Consider the following 20,607-nt stretch of genomic DNA (forward strand, 5'->3'; position numbering starts at 1 on the left):
CCCCCAATCAGTCCCCTCTCCCTCTGGGAGAGGGCCAGGGTGAGGGGGAGCTTTTGATCTCAGCGTTGTTTCAGGCGATCGATGACGACGGCCAGCAACAGAATCGAACCACGAATCACATACTGATAAAACGTATCAATGTTCTTCAGGTTCATCGCATTCTCGATGATCGCCAGAATCAGCACCCCGGCAATCACGTGGCGGATCATGCCGATCCCGCCGCTCAGCGACACGCCGCCGAGCACGCATGCCGAGATCACCGTCAGCTCGAAACCCTGGCCAATCATCGGCTGCCCGGAGGTCATGCGCGAAGCGAGAATCACCCCGGCGAGCGCGCCGATCACGCCGTGCACGGCGAAGATGATGATCTTGGTCCGGTCAACGTTGACCCCGGCGAGCAATGCCGCCTCCTGGTTGCCACCGATGGCCATGGTGTTGCGCCCGTAGGTGGTGTAGTTCAGCAGCCAGCCGAAGAACAGGAAGCAGACGATGGTGATCAGGATCGGCACCGGCACGCCGAACAACTGGCCGTTGCCGAAGACGAAGAACGATTCCTGCGACACGCCCACCGCTTTGCCGTTGGCAAAAATGTAGGCCAGGCCGCGAACGATCTGCATGGTCGCCAGCGTGGTGATCAACGCGTTGACCCGCAACTTGGCGATCACGATGCCGTTGATCAGCCCGACAATCAGGCCCATCACCAGCGCTGCGCTGACGCCGAGGAACACGCTGTTGGTGTCGCGCATCACCACCGCCGCAACGACCCCCGCGCAGGCGATCACCGAACCCACCGACAAGTCGAAGTGACCTGACGCCAGGCAATACAGCATGGTGCACGCGGCAATGCCGGTGGTGGAAATCGCCAGACCCAGCCCGCGCATGTTCAGCGGCGAGAGGAAGTTATCGATCAGCAGCGTGCAGGCGACGAAGATACCGATCGCCGCCAGCAGCATGACCCAGTCGTCGAGGAAGCGCCGCAGGTCCAGCGGTTTGCGGGGAGTCGGCAGCGCCTTGTTTTGGATGGTCATCATAGTCACCTCTCAGTTCGCCACGCCGTCAGCGCGATGGCGCGGCAAAGCCAGTTGCAGCAGGTTGGATTCATTGGCCTGGTCGCGGCTGACTTCGCCGCGCAGCGCGCCTTCGCAGAGCACCAGAATGCGGTCGGAAATGCCCATCACCTCCATCAGGTCGCTGGACACCACGATCACCGAAATACCGTCGGCGGCCAGGTTATGGATGATCTGGTAGATCTCGGCCTTGGCGCCGATGTCGATGCCGCGAGTCGGCTCGTCGAGCAGCAGCACCTTCATCGGCATCGACAGCCAGCGGCCGAGAATGGCCTTCTGCTGATTGCCGCCGGACAGGAATTTGATCTGCTGACCGGCGTGCGGGGTTTTGACTTTCAGCGCCTTGATCTGCTTGTCGGCGTTGCCCTTCTCCCACAGCCCGCGCAGCAGGCAGCCGAGGCTGGCATTGGCACCGCGCGCGCTGATGTTGATGTTCTCGGCAACGCTGGCCAGCGGGATGATCCCCTCTTTTTTCCGGTCCTCGGGGCACAGCAGGATCCCGGCGGCAATCGCGTCACGCGGCGAGCGCAACTTCAATTCATGCCCGCGCAATTCGAGGCGTCCGGCGGTGTTGCGTTCAAGCCCGCTGAGCAAGCGAAACAGCTCGGTGCGCCCGGCCCCGACCAGGCCGAACAGCCCGAGAATCTCGCCCTTGTGCGCCTCGAAACTCACCGGCTCACGCAGCCCCGGGCCGAGCAAACCGTCGACCTTCAACGCCACCGCGCCGCGTGGACGACTGCGGTAATCGTAGATGTCCTGAATGTCGCGGCCGACCATGCAGGTCACCAGTTGATCGTGGGTCAACTGGCTCATGTCATCGAAGGTGCGCACATAACGGCCGTCCTTGAACACCGTCACCGCATCGCAAATGCGGAACACTTCTTCCATGCGATGCGAGACGTAGAGCACCACTTTGCCCTCATCGCGCAGGCGGCTGATGATCGCCATCAAACGGTCGATTTCGCGCGCCGAGAGGCTGCTGGTCGGCTCATCGAAGGCAATCACATGCGCGCCACGGGACAGCGCCTTGGCGATTTCCACCAGTTGCCGCTGGCCGAGCGACAGGCGCCCGACCTTGGTCTGCGGATCGATTTCATCGGCCAGGCCCTTGAGGCAGGCCAAGGCATTCTGGCGCAGGACGCCACGATTGATCAGGCCGAAACTGGCCGGCAGATGACCGAGAAACAGGTTCTCGGCCACGCTCATTTCCGGCACCAGATGCAGCTCCTGGTGAATCACCGCGACGCCGCTGCCGATGCTGTCGGCGGTCGACTTGAACGCCATGGTCTGCTCGCCGATCTGCAACTCGCCGCTGCTCGGAATGTAGGCGCCACCGAGGATTTTCAGCAGGGTCGATTTGCCAGCGCCGTTCTCGCCCATCAAGGCGTGCACCTGCCCTGGATGGGCGACGAAGCTGATGGCGTCCAGCGCCTTGACCCCGGGGAAGGTCTTGCCGATCCCGTTGAAGCGCAGGCTGCCGCCGGCGCTGCTTGCATGTGTCTGTACTTGCGCGTGCATCTGAGTCACCTCTTCACACCGATCGAGCAGCCATCAATTCCACAGGCCGATTTTTTCCAGCTCTTGCTTGAAGTTCTCACGGGTGATCAGGGTGACGTCGTCCATCGCTGTGTACTTCGGCGGTTCTTTGCCGGTGGTGACCCACTCGTACATCATCTCGGCAGTCTTGTAGCCTTCGATGTGCGGGCTAGGCAGCATCGAGCCGAAGAAACCGCTGTTGGGCTTTTTCAGCTCGCCGATGGCGTCGGTGCCGTTGATGCCGATGCCAATCACATTGGCCGCAGCGAACCCGGCGGCTTCGGTGGCGCGCACGCCGCCGAGTACGGTGTTGTCGTTCATGCCGCCAATGATCAGGTTCTTCGCTGCGCTGGGCAGCTTGACCAGCGCCGAGTTGGTGGCGTCCATGCTGCCCGGCACGTCGAGGGTTTTCAGCGCGGCGGTCAGGATGTGGTCTTTTGGCAGGCCGGCGTCTTCGAGCGCCTTCATCGAACCGTCGGTGCGCTTCTTGCCGGTGTCGAGTTCGTTGTAGGTGTTGACCACCGCGTAGGTGTCTTTCCAGTCCCAGTTGCGCTTCTTCGCTTCGGCGACCATCGCGTTGCCCTGCTTCTGGCCAACTTCGAACGCGGCCATGCCGAGGTACGGCACGTCCTCCATGAACTTGCCGCTGGCGTCGACGAAACGATCGTCCACGGCAATCACTTTCAGGTCATTGAGTTTGGCTTTGGCCATGATCGCCGGGCCGAGCGAGACGTCCGGCGGGCAGATCACGAAGCCTTTGGCACCGTTGGCCGCGAGGCTGTCGATGGCCGAGAGGGTTTTCTCGCCGTCTGGCACGGCGATCTTGATCAGTTCGAAGCCTTTATCCTTGGCGGCTTTTTCAGCAAAAGCCCACTCGGTCTGGAACCACGGCTCTTCAGCCTGCTTGACCAGGAAACCGATTTTCACGGCATCGGCAGCGAGCAGCGTACTGCTCAGACTGAACGCGGTGACCGCCAGGGCGGCACTGCACAGGGTACGAATCCCGAAACGACGTTTCATAAGCTGACTCCTTGTTATTTTTTTTGAGCAAATTAAACAGCTTGTGGCGAGGGAGCTTGCTCCCGCTGGGCTGCGAAGCGGCCCTAAAACCGGTTACCTCGGTCAATCAAACACACCGCGCAGCCCGAATTTACGACTGCTGCGCAGCCGAGCGGGAGCAAGCTCCCTCGCCACAGGTGTGGTGGCGTGACACGTACTGCTGCAAAGCCTGTTGAAAATAGTCATATCGTATGATGATTGGATTTCACGCGGAGTTCACCGCCTGAAACACGATCCACTCAGTCGTGGTACATCACCGAGCGCCCACCATCGATGGTGATGCAAGAGGCGTTGATGAACGGCGCTTCATCACTGGCCAGAAACACGGCGGTCATCGCCACTTCGAGCGGCTGGCCGATGCGTTTCGGCGGGTGCAGATCGAATGCTCGCTGACGCTCGGCGCGCGGATCGGCGAAACCGTTCCAGTAATCGACGTTGAGTTGCGTCTCGATGTACCCCGGGGCGATGGCGTTGACCCGAACGCCCTTCGCCGCATATTCGATGCCCAGCGCCCGAATCAGCCCAAGCAGGCCGTGCTTGGCCACCGGATACGGGAAGCAGCCGGGAATGATGTGGCTGGAATGGGTCGAGGCGATGTTGATGATGCTGCCGACACCCTGCTCGATCATCTGCGGCAGCACGGCTTTGCAACCGTACCAAGCACCGTCCAGATCGATGGCGAAGCAACGACGCCAGTCTTCTTCGGTCATTTGCAGCGGGTCGCGGAACACGTTGACCCCGGCGCAGTTGACCAGCACGTCGATGCGCCCGTGCAGCTCGATGGCCCGTCTGGCCATGGCATGCAGGTCTTGCTGGCGCGAGACGTCAGCCTTGATCGCCTGCACGTCGTAGCCCTTGTCGCGCCACTGGGCGGCAACCTTCTCGACCTTCTCTGCCTGAATATCGCTGATCACCAGTCTGGCCTGCTGCGAGGCGAACGCGGCAACGATGGCTTCGCCGATGCCTTGAGCGGCACCGGTCAGCAGCACCACTTTGTTTTTCAAACGCTCACCCTTCGGCGGCGCGGGCACCGGCGGCAAGGAAAGAGGTTCAGCCATGGATCAGGACTCCTGTTCGTCAGCACAAAAAAACCGGGCATCTGTCGATGTCCGGTCTGGAAGACTGTGAAAACGAAACAGGCAGGCGCGGCGAGCGACGCCGGGCCGTTGCGAGACGCTGACTCCGCTGAGGAGTGCGATAGAGGTTCGCTGCATCACTTCACCTGTTTTGTTCTTTTTAAGTGTGAGTGCGTGTTACTGCTGGAGCCGACTATAAACCCGACTGCCAAATAATCTCAATATATAATTTTGCATCCCATATTTTGGGATTCAGCCTGCAAACCGCGTGCAGAGTTTGCCCGGCACATCGACCCTCATCGACAGGACTGCGCCATCCAGTGGATGGTTGCGCGGACTCTGGGCGCTGGTGATGTACAGGGTTTTCAGGTCTTCGCCGCCGAATACGCAACTGGTTGGCCGGCTGACAGGCAGATCGATTTTGCGGTCGACCTTGCCGTCCGGCGTAAGGCGCAGCAGGCAGCTGCCGTCCCAACGGGCGTTCCAGACATAGCCCTCGGCGTCGACTGCCGATCCGTCCGGGCCACCATTCTGGTCAGGGCCATACCAGATCTCGGCGTTATCCAGATTGCCGTCGGTGTGAATGAAATAGCGATTGAGCGCCCCGTCGAGACTGTCGCCGAACAGCAGCGTGGTGCCGTCATCACTCCACAGCAGTGTGTTGGGAATGCCGAGACCGAGCAGCAATGGCGTGACACGCTGGTCGGGGTCAATGCGGAACAAGCCACCGGAACGACGCTCGATCGGCAGGTCTTCGCCGTTGTCACCGATGTTGTTCTGCATGGTGCCGAGCCACAGTCGGCCTTGGGCGTCGCAGCGTGCTTCGTTGGGCCGATTGCCGGGTTGCGGGTCGGCGATGCAGAACAGCGTGAGGCGTGGTTCGAGGCCCGGGGAATCGAGATCCAGTCGATACACGCCGCTGCTCAATGTCACCAACGCGTCGCCGCTGGCACAGGGGATGAACGCGGAAACGTGCTCGGGCATCTGCCAGATCTGCACGTTGTTGCCGATCAGCCGCAGCGCCTGCTTGCCGGCGATATCGACCCAGTACAGCGCCTGGGTCGGGGCGTCCCAGAATGGCCCTTCACCGAGCCTGGCGCGGTGTTGGGTTACGGCGGTCAACGGCATATTGAATCCTTCATGTTGTTGTTCTAACTGTAGGAGTGAGCCTGCTCGCGATAGCGGTGGGTCAGTGACGACGATTGTGACTGACCCACCGCTATCGCGAGCAGGCTCACTCCTACAGGGGGATTTGTGTTCTCAGCTGGCTTTTTTGTCGGCCATCACCTGCGGGTAAAAGCGTTTGATCGCCAGGTCGGCGTTGTCGATCAAGGTCATGCAGGCCCAGACCCCGCGCGCTGAGTCACGGGCAGCAATGGCATCGGCCATGTCTTTGTGGATCGGCAATGTGCGCCGTAGTTCATCGGGGTCGGCAGCGGAGACTTCAAACGACACGGCGAGCAAGGCGCCGAGGGCCGGGACCATTTGCTCGATGAACTGGTTGTGGCTGGCGGCCAGAATGCATTCGTGGAAGGCCTGGTCGGCACGGTTGTAATCAATGCCGCTGTCGACCGCCCGTTCCAGCGCGTTGTAGGCCAGTTGCACCGCGTGAATCTGCTCCAGGCTGGCGCGCTCGCAGGCCCAGCGCACGGCCATCGGTTCGATGGTGCGGCGCAGGTCGAGCAGGTCATCAACAAAGTTTTCCGGCAGGCCGTTGCGCGACAGCCAGCCAACCACTTGCGGATCGAACAGGTTCCAGCGCCGTACCGGTAACACGCGAGTGCCAACCTTAGGCCCGACTTCGAGCATGCCTTTGGCGACCAGGGTCTTGATCGCTTCGCGAATCACCGTGCGGCTGACACCTAACTGCTCGCCCAGATCCGCCTCGACCTTGATCGCCTGCCCCGGTTTGACCTGGCCAGCGGCAATCCAGCTGCCCAGCCAATCGACCGTTGACGCATGAAAGCTGCTGGACATGGAGACCTCAAAGCAGTTGGCGATGGGTGTCCACGCTAATGATCATATGATTGGGTGTCAAATCAGATTTTCAGGTTGTCCATCAATCAATGTGGGAGGGGGCTTGCTCCCGAAGGCAGTGCAGCAGTCAATACATAGGGGGACTGTCACACCGCCTTCGGGAGCAAGCCCCCTCCCACATTTGATTCATTGTCAGGGTTCGAGGCCGATCCGGAAGAACTCGCCGCCACTCCATACGCCCAACCAGCGCTGCCCATCGATCTCACGACTGACCGCCAGTTCCACCAGTTGGTAAAACACATTGCGGTGAATCAACGCTTCGAGGTTGGTGCGCACGTGCACGTAAGGCGCGGGTTCCTGAGTCACCGGGTCGATCTCGACGCGGATCGGATGTTCCGGCCCGGCCTCAGCAGTCTCTTCAACGTTGGTAGTGAAACGCAAGACCTGCGCTTCGCCCTCGCCTTCGGCTTCCACGGCAATCGCCACGAACGGCGCATCGTCGACTTTGATCCCGACCTTCTCGACCGGGGTAATCAGGAAATAATCATCGCCGTCGCGGCGGATGATGGTGGAGAACAGCTTGACCATCGGCTTGCGCCCGATCGGCGTACCCAGGTAATACCAGGTGCCGTCGCGGGCGATGCGCATGTCGATGTCACCGCAGAAGTCCGGGTTCCACAAGTGCACCGGCGGCAGGCCTTTGGTTTTGGGGATCTGCCCCAACAGGTCATTGGCTTTTTGCGGTCCACTCATGGCGTACTCCTTGGTTTATTGGTCGCCGACTCCCAGCAGGCTGCGCGCGTATTGCGCCAGCGGCGGGCCGATCAGGTCTTCCGGCTTGTTATCGTGGAACGTCAGTAAACCGCCACGACTCTTGATGCGTGCAGTATCAATCAAATACTGGGTGCTGGTCTCGATCAACATGATCTGAATCACCCCGCCATCGATGCCGAGGCGATCCACGGCTTCCTGATCGAGCCATTCGTCAGAGTTGCCGATACGGTCGTCAGCCTTGGCGAAACGGGTGTACAGCAGGTAGTGGGCGCCGGCATCGCGGGCTTCGCCCATCGCTTGATCGAGGCCTTCCGGGGCACGGGCGCGGCGGACCATCGGGAAGTATTCGACAAAACCCTTGAACGCTTCTTCGGCCACCACGTTCGGGCGCGGATAGGAGCCACCCGGCGGTGCAAATGCGCCCTGAGCGATGTAGATGAACGAATCCGGCTGAATGCGGAAGTTGTTCACCCGACGGCTGTCGCTGTGATCCAGCAGCCCCGCGTCGCTCATCTGATAGCGAGTGCCTTCGGCCATATCGCTGACAGTCATACAGCCGCCAAGCGCCAAAACGGCCAGCAGCAAAACCAGGCTACGCATCCTCATCCTCCAGAAGCCGGTGACGGAAAACCGGCGAATGGCCGTTGGATGCAGCTTTTGCGCCAGCTCAGGAAATTCGTTGATTGTAAGATCGTATTCGCGAGCAAGCTCGCTCCCACAGGAGAATGCATTCGAAATGTGGGAGCGAGCTTGCTCGCGAAAGCGGTTGTTCAGCCGCCGATAATCTTCATGACCGTAGCGCCACCGGAGAACGCCACTTCCTGCTTGTCGCCCAGCGCCTTGACCAGAAGACGCTGCAGCGCCGGCAATGCCTGATGACGCGGCTTGTCGAGCAGATCACCGACATAGTGGCGGTTGCTCGACGACAGGCAGCCATGCAGCCAACCGGTCGACGACAGACGCAAGCGCGAACAGGTTCTGCAGAACGGCACGCTTTCGTTGGCGATCACGCCGAAATGGCCGCGGCCCGGTATCGCATAGCGCACGGCCGTGGCATCCACCGGCGCATCAGCTTGGGCGTACTCGTAGCGCTCGCCGATCAGGCTCAGCAGTTGCTGCAGGCTGACGAACTGTTGCAGGAATGCGTTGGAGTCGGTGGCGAGGTGGCCCATGCGCATCAACTCGATGAAACGCAATTCATAGCCCCGTTCCAGGCAGTAATCGAGCAGCGGCATCACCTGATCCAGGTTCTGCCCACGCAACGGCACCATGTTGACCTTGATCTTCAGTCCCGCCGCTTTCGCTTGGTCCATGCCATCGAGCACGGTCGCCAGATCGCCGCCACGGGCAATGCTGCGGAACGCGCCGGCATCCAGGGTATCGAGGGATACGTTGATCCGGCGCAGACCGGCATCCACCAGTAGCGGAAGTTTTTTCGCCAGGAGTTGACCGTTGGTGGTCAGGCTGATGTCTTCCAGCCCCATCTTGCCGACAGCGCTCATGAAAGATTCGAGTTTGGGGCTGACCAGCGGCTCGCCACCGGTGATGCGCAAGCGCTCGATGCCGGCGGCTTCGATCAGATAAGCCACGCCGCGGGCCATGGCCTCGGCCGACAGTTCATCCTGCGCAGCCACCAGCCGCTTGCCGTTGGGCACGCAGTAGGTACAGGCGTAATTGCAGGCTGAAGTCAGGCTGATGCGCAAATTGCGAAAACGCCTGCCTTGACGGTCAACGATCATGATCACTCCGGCGATAGAATTTCGAGCCGCTAAAACTTGACTCACAAATCAAGTTTTAGCAAGCCCTATGCCTGAGTATATTCCTGCGGTACTGCGTCATGTAGCGAAATCATGGCGCAATAAGGCCGCTGAATGATTCAGCTGCTCGGTGTTTCCGGGTCGCGCTTGCGCTTGTTGCCCATGCGCACGCCGATGTCCATCAGGAACTGGAAGAAACCTTCCTGATCTTCCAGAACATTGCTCCAGAACGGCGAGTGATACAGCGCCACCGCGCCGTGCACCAGCGCCCAGGACGCGCAGTAGTGGAAGTACGGCGGCACGTCTTCGAGCTTGCCTTCGCTGATCCGGCCCTTGATGAGCAAGGTCAGGCGTTCGAAGTTCGAGGCACGGATCTTGTGCAGCTCCTCGACCATTTCCGGCACCTGATTGCCTTTTACCACCTTCTCTTCGAGACGGTCGAACAGGCGGTAGCGCTGCGGGTCGCGCATGCGGAATTCGAAGTAGGCACGGGACAGCGCTTCCTTGTCCTTGTCGACATCGGCCGAATGCAGCAGCTCGTTCAAATCACGCTCGTAATCGAGCATCAGGCGCAGATAGATCTCGGCCTTGGATTTGAAATGCTTGTAGATCGTGCCTTTGCCGATACCCACGGCATCAGCAATCATCTCGACGGTGACGCTGTCTTCACCTTGTTCGAGGAACAGCTTGAGCGCGGTATCGAGAATTTCTTGCTCGCGGCGACGAAACTCACGGACCTTACGAGGTTCTTTGTGCATAAGAAAAGGTCTGTAGGGGTCAAAATTCGAAGCCGCGTATTATGCCTAACTTGCACAAAAATGCACGGATCATCCGACCATATCTGCGTTTCTTGTTCATTTTGCGAACGCCAGGGGTGCAATGAGAACTCAACTGAAGCGCACGTATTCCAAATTTGTTTAAAAACCCCGACCGGCTAACTGGACTGAACGCCAGACTGATCAATACTTGAACTGTCGGGCGGCATCTCCCCCAAGTGCCGTGCCGGTAAAGGTACCAAGGGACCGCGTGCCTTTGTTTTACTCCTAATGGTCTTAACCCGGATTCACCCCCCAGAACCCGGGTTTTTTTTGCCTGCGATTTGGCGATGACCTACATGGCAGATTTGACAGAGGCCAGCGTAAACAGGCGCTTGAAGTTCTCGGTGGTCTGCTCGGCAAACCGCTCGTAGCTCTCCCCACGCAGCATCGCCAGAAACTCAGCCACCTCACGCACGTACTGCGGCAGGTTCGGCTTGCCGCGATAAGGGATCGGCGCCAGATACGGCGAGTCGGTCTCCACCAGCAGGCGATCGGCCGGCACTTTGCTCGCCACATCACGCAGGGCGTCGGCATTGCGGAAGGTGACGATGCCCGACAGGGAAATGTAGTAGCCCATGTCCAGCGCGGCTTTGGCCATGTCCCAGTCTTCGGTGAAGCAATGCAGCACACCGGCCTGGGGCAACGCCGCTTCTCGCAGCAGCTCAAGGGTATCGGCACGGGCGCCGCGGGTGTGGATGATCACCGGCTTACCAGTCTGCTGTGCGGCTTGCAGGTGCAGGCGGAAGGATGCCTGCTGCAGCTCGGCGGCTTCCGGTTCGTAGTGATAATCCAGACCGGTTTCGCCGATCGCCACCACTTTCGGGTGATTGAGTTCGTGCAGCAGCCAGTCAAGTGCAGGCGCCGCGCCCGGTTGCACATCCAATGGGTGCACACCAACCGAGCAATCGACGTCGTCGTAGCGCTCGGCGAGGGCTTTGACGTCGGCAGCGTTGTCGGCACTCACGCCGATACACAGGAAGTGCCCTACCCCTCGCTGGCGAGCCGCATCGAGTGCAGCATCCAGCGAACCGTCATGGGCGGCGAGGTCGAGGCGATCAAGGTGACAATGGGAATCTACGAGCATAAAAAAGACGGCTACTTACATCGTATGAGTGGGACGGTCGGATTTCAGTGCTCCGGCCAGATGGGTTTCGATGCGACTGCGGGCGGTGTTGTCGCCTTCATTGAATTGCACGCCGACGCCGGCTGCGCGGTTGCCCTGAGCACCTTTGGGGGTGATCCAGGCGACCTTGCCGGCCACCGGAATCTTCTCCGCCTCGTCCATCAGGTTCAGCAGCATGAACACCTCGTCGCCCAACTTGTAGCTCTTGTTGGTCGGGATGAACAGGCCACCGTTCTTGATGAACGGCATGTAGGCGGCGTAAAGCACCGATTTGTCCTTGATGGTCAGGGACAGGATGCCGTTGCGCGGCCCCGGGCTGATGGCTTCATTCATGTTGACCTCCACTGCTGATGTTCAGAGTCTAGGTACACATTCTTATCTTTGACCAGGCAATCCCGCCCATTGCACCAACAACGCTTCCAGCAGCAGTGCCGGGTTGAGGTTGGCTTTGCTCAGGACTTTCTGCCGCTGGGCGAGAATCCAGTCCTGAATATCGAGGACTTTGCCTTGGGCGCTTTTCTGCGCCAGGTACTGCACGACTTTGCGCATATCGGTCAGACCGAGACCGGCTTCATCCTGGGTCAGTTGGTAGCGCAGGATCAGGCTCGACCAGTCGCAGAACCAGTCGAACAGGCGCAGCATCGGAATGCTTTTCCACTCTTCGGCCAGTTGCGTCGGCGATTGCTGCTGTTTGAGCAGCTTCTTCACCCCTTCGACCACCTGCGCCCGCTGTTCACGCACGCCTTGGGACTGCAGACTGACCGCCGCCAGTGGCGAACCGGCCGCCAGCGTCAGCAATTCGACGCGCTCCTCTTCGGAGCACTCCGGCAACGCCTGCGCCAGCCATTGCAAGCTCATGGCCTCACCGGGCAGCGGGCACGCCTGCTGCACGCAACGGCTCTTGATCGTCGGCAGCAAACGGCTCGGCTGGTGGCTGACCAGCAACAACACGGTATCGCCGGACGGCTCTTCGAGGCTCTTGAGCAAGGCGTTGGCGGCGTTGATGTTCATCGACTCCACCGGCTCGATCAGCACCACCTTGCGCCCGCCCAGCTGCGCGGTCTGCACCACGAAACTGACCAGATCACGGACCTGATCGACCTTGATCGCCTTGTCGGCTTCTTCCGGCTCAAGGATGTAATTGTCCGGATGGCTGCCGGCCTTGAGCAGCAGGCAGGACTTGCACTCGCCGCACGCTTCCGGCGTAGGACGCTGACAGAGCAGGCTGGCCATCAGGCGCTCGGCCAACGCGCGCTTGCCGATCCCGGCCGGGCCGTGCAGCAAGTACGCGTGGGCGTGCTGGCTACGTCCGGCCAGTTGCTGCCAGAGGCTGTCCTGCCATGGATAGGCCTCAGCCACGAATCAGCTCCAGCAAGTTCGGAATCAAGGTATCCAGCGCTTGCTGAACCTTGACCAATGACTGACCGGCATCGATGCGCACATAGCGCGCCGGATCAGCCTCGGCGCGTTGCAGAAACGCATTGCGTACCGCTTCGAAAAACGCCCGGCCTTCCAGTTCAAATCGGTCCAGACGGCCCCGGGCACTGGCGCGGGCCAGACCGATTTCCACCGGCAGATCGAAAATCAGCGTCAGATCCGGACGCAGGTCGCCCTGAACGAACGTCTCCAGCGCAGCAATGCGTTCCAGCGACAAACCACGACCTCCGCCCTGATAGGCGTAAGTCGAGTCGGTGAAACGATCGCACAGCACCACCGCGCCGCGAGCCAGCGCCGGACGGATCACTTCGGCCAGATGCTGGGCGCGCGCGGCGAACACCAGCAACAGCTCGGTATCGGGGTTCATGACTTCATCGGCCGGGGCCAGCAGCACATCGCGAATGCGCTCGGCCAGTGGCGTACCGCCGGGCTCGCGGGTCAGTACCACTTCGATACCTTCGGCGCGCAGACGCTCGGCGAGGTATTCGCGGTTGGTGCTCTTGCCGGCGCCTTCCGGGCCTTCCAGGGTAATAAACAAGCCAGTCACAGGCAGTCCTTAATCAAAGTCATTGCGCGTTCTGCGGTGCGGTCGTCGCGGGTTCGGCAGCAGGAGCCGGCGTCGGCGCGGGTTCCTGAGCGGGAACCTGTGGCAGCGCTTCAGGCGCGGTATCAGGAGATGCCGCAGGAGTCGCCTCCTCGGTCGCAGTAGCCGGAGCGGTCGGCGTATTTGCCGGGGCCGGGCTGGAGCGGTAATCGGCGCGGCGCTTGAGCTGGAACTCGCGCACCGCGCTGTTGTGCGCATCCAGATCATCGGAGAACACATGGCTACCATCGCCACGGGCGACAAAATACAGACTGTTACCTTCCACCGGATTGAGCGCGGCATGAATCGCCTCGCGACCGACCATGGCAATCGGCGTCGGCGGCAATCCGGGAATCACATAGGTGTTGTAGGGCGTCGGCTCCTTGAGATGAGCACGGGTCAACTTGCCGGTGTAGCGATCGCCCAGGCCGTAGATCACGGTCGGGTCGGTCTGCAACTGCATGCCCAGCGCCATGCGACGCACGAACACGCCGGCAATCTGCCCACGCTCCTGCGGCACACCGGTTTCCTTCTCTACCAGCGAGGCCATGATCAGCGCCTGATATGGCTCGCTGTACGGCGCATCAGCAGAGCGGTTCTCCCACTCCTTGGCCAACACCTCGTCGAGGCGGTCGAAGGCTTTCTTCAGCAATTCGACATCGGAAACACCGCGCACAAAGCGGTAGGTATCCGGGAAGAATCGCCCTTCCGGGAACAGCCCGCGATGGCCGATTTTCTCCATCACTTCGCTGTCGCTCAAGCCCTTGAGGGTCTGCTCGATCTTTTCGTCTTTTGCCAGCGCGGCACGGACTTGGTGGAAATTCCAGCCCTCGACCAGTGTCAGGCTGTACTGCACCACTTCGCCCCGCTTCCACAGGTCGATCAGACCGTTGACAGTCATGCCCGGCTGCATGCGGTATTCGCCGGTATGGATCGGTGTGCCGGCCAGATTGAAGCGCCAGTAGATGCGCAACCAGAAGGCGTCCTTGATGACCCCATCGGTTTCAAGTTGAAGAAAGGTACGGGTCGGCGTCGAGCCTTTCGGCACATCCAGCAGTTCTTCCTGCGTGATGTTCAGGGGCTGTTCCAGCGCCGAATGAATTTTCCAGGCGCTGGCGCCCATCAGCAGCCCTGCCAGAACCAGTCCGGTTTCCAGCAGCAGCAAGAGTTTACGTCTCACGAATCAGGCATCCAGTAGCGCACGGGCAATGGTTTGCAGTTTACGGGTGAGCGGGCCAACCGGCCAGCTCAGTGCAGCGTAGGCCCGTACCGGCCAGACGCCATACACGCTGTTGCAGATAAAGACTTCATCAGCCCATTGCAGCTGTTCGAGGCTGATGTCGGTGATTTGGATGGGGATGGCCAATGACTCGGCCTGAAACAATATTTCAGCACGCATCACACCGGCCACGCCACAGCGCTTCAGATCCGGGGTGATCAGTACGCCGTCGCGCACCAGAAACAGGTTGCTGAACACGCCTTCGATGACGCGCCCGGCCTGATCGAGCATCAAGCCTTCGGCGTGTTCGCTGTCGCGCCATTCGGCACGGGCGAGCACTTGCTCCAGACGATTCAGATGCTTGAGACCGGCCAGCAACGGCTGGTTGGATAACCGCGTGACGCAGGGAAACAGGCGCACGCCCTGCTCGCCATGCACGGCAGGATAAGCAGCAGGCGGATTGCCTTGCAGAATGCGTCGACCCTGTGCCGCAGGATCGGGTGCGTAGCCACGCAAGCCGTCACCACGGGTGAGAATGAGCTTGAGCACGCCCTCGCCCATTGCCGCGGCATAAGCCAGCAGCTCGCTGCGAACCAGTTCGATATCCGCGGCGATGGCCAGACGCGAGCAGCCCTCGGCCAAACGCGTCAGGTGACGATCCAGCAATACCGGCTGGCCGCCGTGCACGGCAATGGTCTCGAACAGACCATCACCGTAAGCCAGGCCGCGATCTTTCAGCGACAGAGCGTCAGCCGGTTGACCGTCGACCCAGCTGTCCATCAACCGGCGAACCGGCGGAATGCCAACGTGCCGTTGGTGCCGCCAAACCCGAACGAGTTGGACAGTACGACGTCGATGTCCATGTTGCGCGCAGTGTGCGGCACGAAATCGAGATCGCAGCCTTCATCCGGCTCGTCGAGGTTGATGGTCGGCGGTGCTACCTGACTGTTGATCGCCAGTACGCTGAAGATCGCCTCGACCGCGCCCGCCGCACCCAACAGGTGACCGGTCATCGACTTGGTGGAGCTGACCGCCAGGTTGTAGGCGTGATCACCGAACACGGTCTTGATCGCGTTGGCTTCGGCAAGGTCGCCGGCCGGGGTCGAAGTACCGTGGGCGTTGATGTACTGCACCTGGTCGATGTTGATCTTCGCATCGCGCAGCGCATTGGTGATGCAGCGCGCTGCACCAGCGCCATCAGCGGGTGGCGACGTCATGTGGAACGCATCGCCACTGGTGCCGAAGCCGATCAGCTCGGCGTAGATCGTGGCGCCACGGGCCTTGGCGTGCTCGAGTTCTTCGAGTACCAGCGCACCGGCACCGTCAGACAGCACGAAGCCATCACGGCCCTTGTCCCATGGACGACTGGCGCGAGTCGGCTCGTCGTTGCGGGTCGACAGCGCACGGGACGCGCCGAAGCCGCCCATGCCCAGACCGCACGCGGCCATCTCGGCACCGCCGGCGATCATTACGTCGGCTTCGTCGTACATGATGTTGCGCGCCGCCATGCCAATGCAGTGCGTACCGGTGGTACAGGCAGTGGAAATGGCGTAGTTCGGCCCCTGTGCACCCAGGTGGATGGACAGAAAACCGGAAATCATATTGATGATCGAGCCTGGCACGAAGAATGGCGAAATTCGACGCGGGCCCGTCTCATGCAGGGTACGGCTGGTTTCTTCGATGTTGGTCAGACCGCCGATGCCCGAGCCCATGGCCACGCCAATGCGCTCACGGTTGGCGTCGGTGACTTCCAGACCGGCGTTGCGAACAGCCTGAAAACCCGCGGCCAGACCGTACTGAATGAACAGGTCGAGCTTGCGTGCTTCCTTGACCGACAGGTATTCCTCGACATTGAAGCCCTTTACCGAGCCGCCAAAACGGGTGGAATAGGCAGAAAGGTCGGTGTGTTCGATCAGACCAATGCCACTGCGGCCAGCCAGAATGCCCTGCCAACTGCTCGGCACATCCGTGCCCAGTGGCGACAACATACCCATACCGGTGACTACGACGCGTCTACGCGACACAGCACTCTCCTTTTTCAAATGACGACTTTGCATCAGGCCTAAAGAAAAAACCGCACGCCATGATGGCAGTGCGGTTTTTCCATGACAGCAGACAACGATTACAAACTATTACGCCTGGTGGCTAGTAACGTAGTCGATTGCAGCTTGTACAGTAGTGATCTTCTCAGCTTCTTCGTCAGGGATTTCGGTCTCGAATTCCTCTTCCAGAGCCATCACCAGCTCAACGGTGTCAAGGGAGTCGGCACCCAGGTCTTCAACGAAGGAAGCAGTGTTGACCACTTCTTCTTCTTTAACGCCCAGTTGCTCGGCAACGATTTTCTTGACGCGCTCTTCGATGGTGCTCATACCTTGTTTTCACTCCTAATGGACAAATTCAGGCAGCTGGCCAGTGGGTAAGTGTATAGAAAGGCTTTTCAGCTTTTCAACTGAAAGCTTCACTCCTCAAACCCTGCGGCCCTCTGCCTATAAATAGATTGCAGCTTTATAACGGATTTTAGACAGCTCGTATGACATTTTTTTGAAGCAATCCGTCACATTTTACTTACATGTACATCCCACCGTTCACCGGGATTGTAGCCCCAGTGACGTATGCCGCACCGTCGGATGCAAGAAAAGCGACCACCGAGGCGATCTCTTGAGCTTGTCCCAGACGGCCCAGCGGAATCTGCGTCTGCAAGGCTTCACGCTGTGCTTCCGGCAGTTCGCGGGTCATATCGGTGTCGATGAACCCAGGGGTTACCGAGTTGACCGTAATCGAACGCGAACCGACTTCACGCGCCATCGCACGGCTGAAACCTTCCAGACCGGCCTTGGCGGCTGCATAGTTTACTTGGCCTGCGTTGCCCATGGCACCCACCACCGAGCCAATACTGATAATTCGGCCCCAGCGCGCCTTGGTCATGCCACGCAAAACGCCCTTGGACAGGCGATACAGACTGTTCAGGTTGGTATCGATCACGTCGTACCATTCATCGTCTTTCATGCGCATCATCAGGTTATCGCGGGTGATGCCGGCATTATTGACCAGAATCGCCGGCGCGCCGAACTGCTCCTGAATGCTCGCGATCACGGCGGCAACGGATTCGTCGCTGGTGACGTTCAGTTCCAGGCCGGTACCTTGAATGCCGTGCTCCTTGAGCGTGGCAGCGATCGCCTCGGCACCCTTGGCGGAGGTCGCGGTGCCAACGACGATGGCGCCCTGACGACCCAGTTCCAGTGCGATAGCCTGGCCGATACCGCGGCTTGCACCGGTGACCAGTGCAACTTTACCTTGCAGACTCATGCAAGTTTCTCCTGATTCAGGCCTGCGCTGCACGGGCGGCAACGAAAGCGTCTGGGGTGTTGAGATTGGAGGTCGAAACGCCTTCGGCGCAACGTTTGTTCAGACCGGCCAGCACTTTGCCCGGGCCGCATTCGATCAGATTGGTCGCGCCTTTGGCAGCCAGCGTCTGAACCGATTCAACCCAACGAACGGGCTTGTACAGCTGTTCAAGCAGATCACGCTTGAGGGTTTCCAGATCGGCCGGCACTTGCGCGCTGACGTTCTGTACGACCGGGATCTGCGGCGCCTGCCAGTCGATGGCGGCGATGGATTCGGCAAAGCGCTCGGCAGCCGGACGCATCAGTTCGCAATGCGACGGCACGCTCACCGGCAACGGCATGGCACGCTTGGCGCCACGGGCCTTGCAGCCCTCGATGGCACGCTCAACCGCAGCCTTGGCGCCGGCAATCACTACCTGACCCGGCGAGTTGAAGTTCACCGCGCTGACCACTTCGCCCTGCGCCGCTTCGGCACAGGCTGCCAGCACGTCGGCATCTTCCAGACCGAGGATCGCAGCCATGCCGCCCTGCCCGGCCGGAACGGCTTCCTGCATCAACTGGCCACGGCGCTCGACGAGCTTCACCGCGTCGGCCAGGCTCAGGCTGCCGGCAGCAACCAGCGCGCTGTATTCACCCAGGCTGTGACCGGCAACAAATGCCGGACGCGCGCCACCTTCAGCCAGCCACAGACGCCACAGGGCGATCGAAGCGGTCAGAATGGCCGGTTGGGTTTTGTCGGTTTGATTGAGCAGCTCTTCCGGGCCCTGCTGGGTCAGTGCCCACAGGTCATAGCCCAGAGCAGCGGAGGCTTCTTTGAAGGTTTCGAGGATCAACGGATATTCCGCGCCCAGCTCGGCCAGCATGCCGAGGGACTGCGAACCCTGTCCTGGAAAGACGAATGCGAGGGAAGCAGACATGTAACAAGCCCCTAATGATCTTGTCGTCGAAAATGACGCCCCACTGGGGGACGCAAGAAACTGACAGTTGGATGGCCCTTTGAACCGGGCGGTCACATTTAAGCATTGTCCGACGAAAACGCCTAAGACAACAGATCCTCCAAACGACCGTGGAGGCGTTCGGGCAGGTTCTCCTGAATCTCGATCAGCGCGCGCTGAATTGCACTCTGAAAACCCTGAACCCCGGCCGAACCGTGACTTTTCACCACGATACCCTGCAAGCCGAGGAAGCTTGCGCCGTTATGTCGCGCCGGTGCGAGATCCGCCTGCAGGCGCTTCATCAATGGCAGGGCCAAAGCACCTACCACGCGGGAAGCAAAGTTTTTCCTGAACAAGGCCTCGATGCGCGCGGCGATCATCGTCGCCAGGCCTTCGCTGGACTTGAGCAGGATATTGCCGACAAAACCGTCACAGACCACTACATCCGCCTCGCCGCGATACAGGCCATCGCCCTCGACAAAACCGATGTAGTTAATACCGCGCGCCGCCTGCAACAAGGTCGCCGCCAGCTTGACCTGCTGATTGCCCTTGATGTCCTCGGTGCCGATATTCAGCAACGCGACACGCGGCCGGGCGATGCCCAGCGTCTGCGCCGCCACCGAGCCCATCACCGCGAACTGCAATAGATGCTCGGCGCTGCAATCGACGTTGGCGCCCAGGTCGAGCAACTGGCAATAACCCTTCTGCGTCGGAATCGCCGCCACCATCGCCGGCCGATCAATCCCCGGCAAGGTCTTGAGCACAAATCGCGACAGCGCCATCAACGCCCCGGTATTGCCGGCACTGACACAGGCCTGAGCCTTGCCATCACGCACCAGTTCAAGGGCGACACGCATCGACGAGTCCGGCTTGCCACGCAAGGCCTGAGTCGGCTTTTCGTCCATGGTGATGACTTCAGACGCCGGGACAATTGTCAGGCGCGCGCGATCGGCAGCCGATTGGCCGTTGATCAGTTCTTCAAGTAGGGAGGGTTGACCGACGAGGGTCAGGTGCAGCGAGGGCGTAGCAGAAAGGCAAGCAAGGCTGGCCTGAACAATGCTGCGGGGACCGAAGTCCCCGCCCATTGCGTCAATCGCGATGACTTGAGCGGACAAGTGATTACTCGTCAGCGCCCTTGTCGATCACTTTACGGCCACGGTATACGCCTTCTGGCGATACGTGGTGACGCAGGTGAACTTCACCAGTGGTTTTTTCTACAGACAGGGTGCTAGCCTCGAGAGCGTCGTGCGAACGGCGCATGTCACGGGCAGAGCGGGATTTTTTGTTCTGCTGAACAGCCATAATTGATTAACTCCTAAACGTTTGGGTCACGCTTTAACTGCGCCAATACACTGAACGGGTTGGACCGCGTTACCTCGTCCTCGCTCGGTTCGGGTTCATCTGCTCCCGCCGGCTGCTGGCATTCTTCCGGATGATGAGCAGGCACAATGGGCAAGGCGAGCAGAAGCTCCTCCTCGATCAGTGACTGCAGATCCAATGGATCTTCGCCCAGTTCCAGCACGTCATAACCTTTCGGTAACGACTGGGTATTCGCACCCTCCTTCACTACAGCGTAACTGCATTCGCTGTGGATCGGCAGGGTGACCAGCTCAAGACAACGCTGGCAAACCATTTTGACTTCGGTGTCGATAAAGCTGTGGATCACCACAGATTTACGTTCATCTCGTTCAAAAACGAATTTGGCCTGCACCGTACCGACATCGTCGGAAAGCGGGTCGCAGAGTCTCTTCAAATCGGCCAGCAGCAGTTCACCTTGAAGGGTGGTGCCACGGTCAGCCAATTTGCGCGGGTCAACGTGAGGTGGAATCGGGTCATTCAACATAGGCGCAGCATTATAGGGATGCACCCACCCATGTCAAAGGAAATTGTGCCCTGTCCGTC

The 20,607-nt window shown here is 60.1% G+C and carries 23 protein-coding genes; all 23 read right to left on the minus strand.

Going from position 1 to position 20,607, the window contains the following annotated elements; translation table 11 throughout:
- Positions 1–59: 59 nt before the first annotated feature.
- Positions 60–1,028 carry an L-arabinose ABC transporter permease AraH gene (gene araH / locus ACOYXI_RS11350; RefSeq protein WP_027612371.1) on the minus strand — a complete coding sequence of 323 codons (969 nt, stop codon included), beginning with the start codon at positions 1,026–1,028 and terminating at the stop codon, positions 60–62.
- Between the two features lie 12 nt (positions 1,029–1,040).
- The gene (gene araG / locus ACOYXI_RS11355; protein ID WP_134787069.1) at positions 1,041–2,585 is read right to left on the minus strand and encodes an L-arabinose ABC transporter ATP-binding protein AraG; all 1,545 of its coding nucleotides are present in this window, start codon (positions 2,583–2,585) and stop codon (positions 1,041–1,043) included.
- Between the two features lie 33 nt (positions 2,586–2,618).
- The gene (locus tag ACOYXI_RS11360; protein ID WP_047295641.1) at positions 2,619–3,623 is read right to left on the minus strand and encodes a substrate-binding domain-containing protein; all 1,005 of its coding nucleotides are present in this window, start codon (positions 3,621–3,623) and stop codon (positions 2,619–2,621) included.
- A 278-nt stretch (positions 3,624–3,901) separates the two neighbouring features.
- On the minus strand, positions 3,902–4,720 hold the full coding sequence (locus ACOYXI_RS11365) for an SDR family oxidoreductase (RefSeq protein ID WP_461674851.1): 819 nt from the start codon (positions 4,718–4,720) through the stop codon (positions 3,902–3,904).
- Between the two features lie 270 nt (positions 4,721–4,990).
- A complete protein-coding gene (locus tag ACOYXI_RS11370; protein WP_135296330.1) occupies positions 4,991–5,866 on the minus strand; it encodes an SMP-30/gluconolactonase/LRE family protein in 876 nt (291 codons plus the stop codon).
- A 132-nt stretch (positions 5,867–5,998) separates the two neighbouring features.
- On the minus strand, positions 5,999–6,715 hold the full coding sequence (locus tag ACOYXI_RS11375) for a FadR/GntR family transcriptional regulator (protein WP_047598787.1): 717 nt from the start codon (positions 6,713–6,715) through the stop codon (positions 5,999–6,001).
- A gap of 192 nt (positions 6,716–6,907) precedes the next feature.
- Positions 6,908–7,468: a DUF1285 domain-containing protein gene (locus tag ACOYXI_RS11380; protein WP_097088448.1), complete on the minus strand. Its 561-nt coding sequence runs from the start codon at positions 7,466–7,468 to the stop codon at positions 6,908–6,910.
- Between the two features lie 15 nt (positions 7,469–7,483).
- On the minus strand, positions 7,484–8,089 hold the full coding sequence (locus ACOYXI_RS11385) for a DUF4823 domain-containing protein (protein WP_007967613.1): 606 nt from the start codon (positions 8,087–8,089) through the stop codon (positions 7,484–7,486).
- 170 nt (positions 8,090–8,259) lie between these two features.
- Positions 8,260–9,228 (minus strand): GTP 3',8-cyclase MoaA, encoded by a 969-nt coding sequence (locus tag ACOYXI_RS11390; protein WP_098965014.1) that lies wholly within the window; start codon positions 9,226–9,228, stop codon positions 8,260–8,262.
- A gap of 137 nt (positions 9,229–9,365) precedes the next feature.
- A complete protein-coding gene (locus tag ACOYXI_RS11395) occupies positions 9,366–10,004 on the minus strand; it encodes a TetR/AcrR family transcriptional regulator (RefSeq protein WP_007950805.1) in 639 nt (212 codons plus the stop codon).
- A 352-nt stretch (positions 10,005–10,356) separates the two neighbouring features.
- Positions 10,357–11,148 carry a TatD family hydrolase gene (locus tag ACOYXI_RS11400; RefSeq protein ID WP_223009087.1) on the minus strand — a complete coding sequence of 264 codons (792 nt, stop codon included), beginning with the start codon at positions 11,146–11,148 and terminating at the stop codon, positions 10,357–10,359.
- A gap of 15 nt (positions 11,149–11,163) precedes the next feature.
- Positions 11,164–11,520, minus strand: coding sequence for a PilZ domain-containing protein (locus ACOYXI_RS11405; protein ID WP_027612362.1), 357 nt, complete (start codon positions 11,518–11,520; stop codon positions 11,164–11,166).
- Between the two features lie 42 nt (positions 11,521–11,562).
- Positions 11,563–12,546 carry a DNA polymerase III subunit delta' gene (locus tag ACOYXI_RS11410; protein ID WP_098965017.1) on the minus strand — a complete coding sequence of 328 codons (984 nt, stop codon included), beginning with the start codon at positions 12,544–12,546 and terminating at the stop codon, positions 11,563–11,565.
- A complete protein-coding gene (gene tmk / locus ACOYXI_RS11415) occupies positions 12,539–13,171 on the minus strand; it encodes a dTMP kinase (protein ID WP_098965019.1) in 633 nt (210 codons plus the stop codon). The genes ACOYXI_RS11410 and tmk overlap by 8 nt, the downstream gene beginning before the upstream one ends.
- Before the next feature lie 19 nt (positions 13,172–13,190).
- Positions 13,191–14,387: an endolytic transglycosylase MltG gene (mltG, locus tag ACOYXI_RS11420; protein ID WP_210558180.1), complete on the minus strand. Its 1,197-nt coding sequence runs from the start codon at positions 14,385–14,387 to the stop codon at positions 13,191–13,193.
- 3 nt (positions 14,388–14,390) lie between these two features.
- Positions 14,391–15,206 (minus strand): aminodeoxychorismate lyase, encoded by an 816-nt coding sequence (gene pabC, locus ACOYXI_RS11425; RefSeq protein WP_461674852.1) that lies wholly within the window; start codon positions 15,204–15,206, stop codon positions 14,391–14,393.
- On the minus strand, positions 15,206–16,450 hold the full coding sequence (fabF, locus tag ACOYXI_RS11430; protein ID WP_003227039.1) for a beta-ketoacyl-ACP synthase II: 1,245 nt from the start codon (positions 16,448–16,450) through the stop codon (positions 15,206–15,208). Before fabF ends, pabC begins: the two co-directional genes overlap by 1 nt.
- A 108-nt stretch (positions 16,451–16,558) precedes the next feature.
- Positions 16,559–16,795 (minus strand): acyl carrier protein, encoded by a 237-nt coding sequence (gene acpP / locus ACOYXI_RS11435; protein WP_003175607.1) that lies wholly within the window; start codon positions 16,793–16,795, stop codon positions 16,559–16,561.
- 196 nt (positions 16,796–16,991) lie between these two features.
- Positions 16,992–17,732, minus strand: a complete 741-nt coding sequence (fabG, locus tag ACOYXI_RS11440; protein ID WP_027612356.1) for a 3-oxoacyl-ACP reductase FabG — start codon at positions 17,730–17,732, stop codon at positions 16,992–16,994.
- 16 nt (positions 17,733–17,748) lie between these two features.
- Positions 17,749–18,687: an ACP S-malonyltransferase gene (gene fabD / locus ACOYXI_RS11445; RefSeq protein ID WP_098965023.1), complete on the minus strand. Its 939-nt coding sequence runs from the start codon at positions 18,685–18,687 to the stop codon at positions 17,749–17,751.
- 122 nt (positions 18,688–18,809) lie between these two features.
- A complete protein-coding gene (plsX, locus tag ACOYXI_RS11450; RefSeq protein ID WP_080963300.1) occupies positions 18,810–19,820 on the minus strand; it encodes a phosphate acyltransferase PlsX in 1,011 nt (336 codons plus the stop codon).
- 4 nt (positions 19,821–19,824) lie between these two features.
- Positions 19,825–20,007 (minus strand): 50S ribosomal protein L32, encoded by a 183-nt coding sequence (gene rpmF, locus ACOYXI_RS11455; protein WP_003179396.1) that lies wholly within the window; start codon positions 20,005–20,007, stop codon positions 19,825–19,827.
- 13 nt (positions 20,008–20,020) lie between these two features.
- Entirely contained in the window at positions 20,021–20,548 is a 528-nt protein-coding gene (locus ACOYXI_RS11460; RefSeq protein ID WP_003204262.1) for a YceD family protein, read from the minus strand.
- Positions 20,549–20,607: the final 59 nt, after the last annotated feature.

The organism is Pseudomonas sp. G3-19, assembly GCF_054855875.1.

Excerpts from the sequence above, each read along its gene's own strand:
- araH (WP_027612371.1), bottom strand. The coding sequence starts at position 1,028 with ATGACCATCCAAAACAAGGCGCTGCCGACTCCCCGCAAACCGCTGGAC.
- araG (WP_134787069.1), bottom strand. The coding sequence starts at position 2,585 with ATGCACGCGCAAGTACAGACACATGCAAGCAGCGCCGGCGGCAGCCTG.
- ACOYXI_RS11360 (WP_047295641.1), bottom strand. The coding sequence starts at position 3,623 with ATGAAACGTCGTTTCGGGATTCGTACCCTGTGCAGTGCCGCCCTGGCG.
- ACOYXI_RS11365 (WP_461674851.1), bottom strand. The coding sequence starts at position 4,720 with ATGGCTGAACCTCTTTCCTTGCCGCCGGTGCCCGCGCCGCCGAAGGGT.
- ACOYXI_RS11370 (WP_135296330.1), bottom strand. The coding sequence starts at position 5,866 with ATGCCGTTGACCGCCGTAACCCAACACCGCGCCAGGCTCGGTGAAGGG.
- ACOYXI_RS11375 (WP_047598787.1), bottom strand. The coding sequence starts at position 6,715 with ATGTCCAGCAGCTTTCATGCGTCAACGGTCGATTGGCTGGGCAGCTGG.
- ACOYXI_RS11380 (WP_097088448.1), bottom strand. The coding sequence starts at position 7,468 with ATGAGTGGACCGCAAAAAGCCAATGACCTGTTGGGGCAGATCCCCAAA.
- ACOYXI_RS11385 (WP_007967613.1), bottom strand. The coding sequence starts at position 8,089 with ATGCGTAGCCTGGTTTTGCTGCTGGCCGTTTTGGCGCTTGGCGGCTGT.
- ACOYXI_RS11390 (WP_098965014.1), bottom strand. The coding sequence starts at position 9,228 with ATGATCGTTGACCGTCAAGGCAGGCGTTTTCGCAATTTGCGCATCAGC.
- ACOYXI_RS11395 (WP_007950805.1), bottom strand. The coding sequence starts at position 10,004 with ATGCACAAAGAACCTCGTAAGGTCCGTGAGTTTCGTCGCCGCGAGCAA.
- ACOYXI_RS11400 (WP_223009087.1), bottom strand. The coding sequence starts at position 11,148 with ATGCTCGTAGATTCCCATTGTCACCTTGATCGCCTCGACCTCGCCGCC.
- ACOYXI_RS11405 (WP_027612362.1), bottom strand. The coding sequence starts at position 11,520 with ATGAATGAAGCCATCAGCCCGGGGCCGCGCAACGGCATCCTGTCCCTG.
- pabC (WP_461674852.1), bottom strand. The coding sequence starts at position 15,206 with ATGGACAGCTGGGTCGACGGTCAACCGGCTGACGCTCTGTCGCTGAAA.
- acpP (WP_003175607.1), bottom strand. The coding sequence starts at position 16,795 with ATGAGCACCATCGAAGAGCGCGTCAAGAAAATCGTTGCCGAGCAACTG.
- fabG (WP_027612356.1), bottom strand. The coding sequence starts at position 17,732 with ATGAGTCTGCAAGGTAAAGTTGCACTGGTCACCGGTGCAAGCCGCGGT.
- fabD (WP_098965023.1), bottom strand. The coding sequence starts at position 18,687 with ATGTCTGCTTCCCTCGCATTCGTCTTTCCAGGACAGGGTTCGCAGTCC.
- rpmF (WP_003179396.1), bottom strand. The coding sequence starts at position 20,007 with ATGGCTGTTCAGCAGAACAAAAAATCCCGCTCTGCCCGTGACATGCGC.
- ACOYXI_RS11460 (WP_003204262.1), bottom strand. The coding sequence starts at position 20,548 with ATGTTGAATGACCCGATTCCACCTCACGTTGACCCGCGCAAATTGGCT.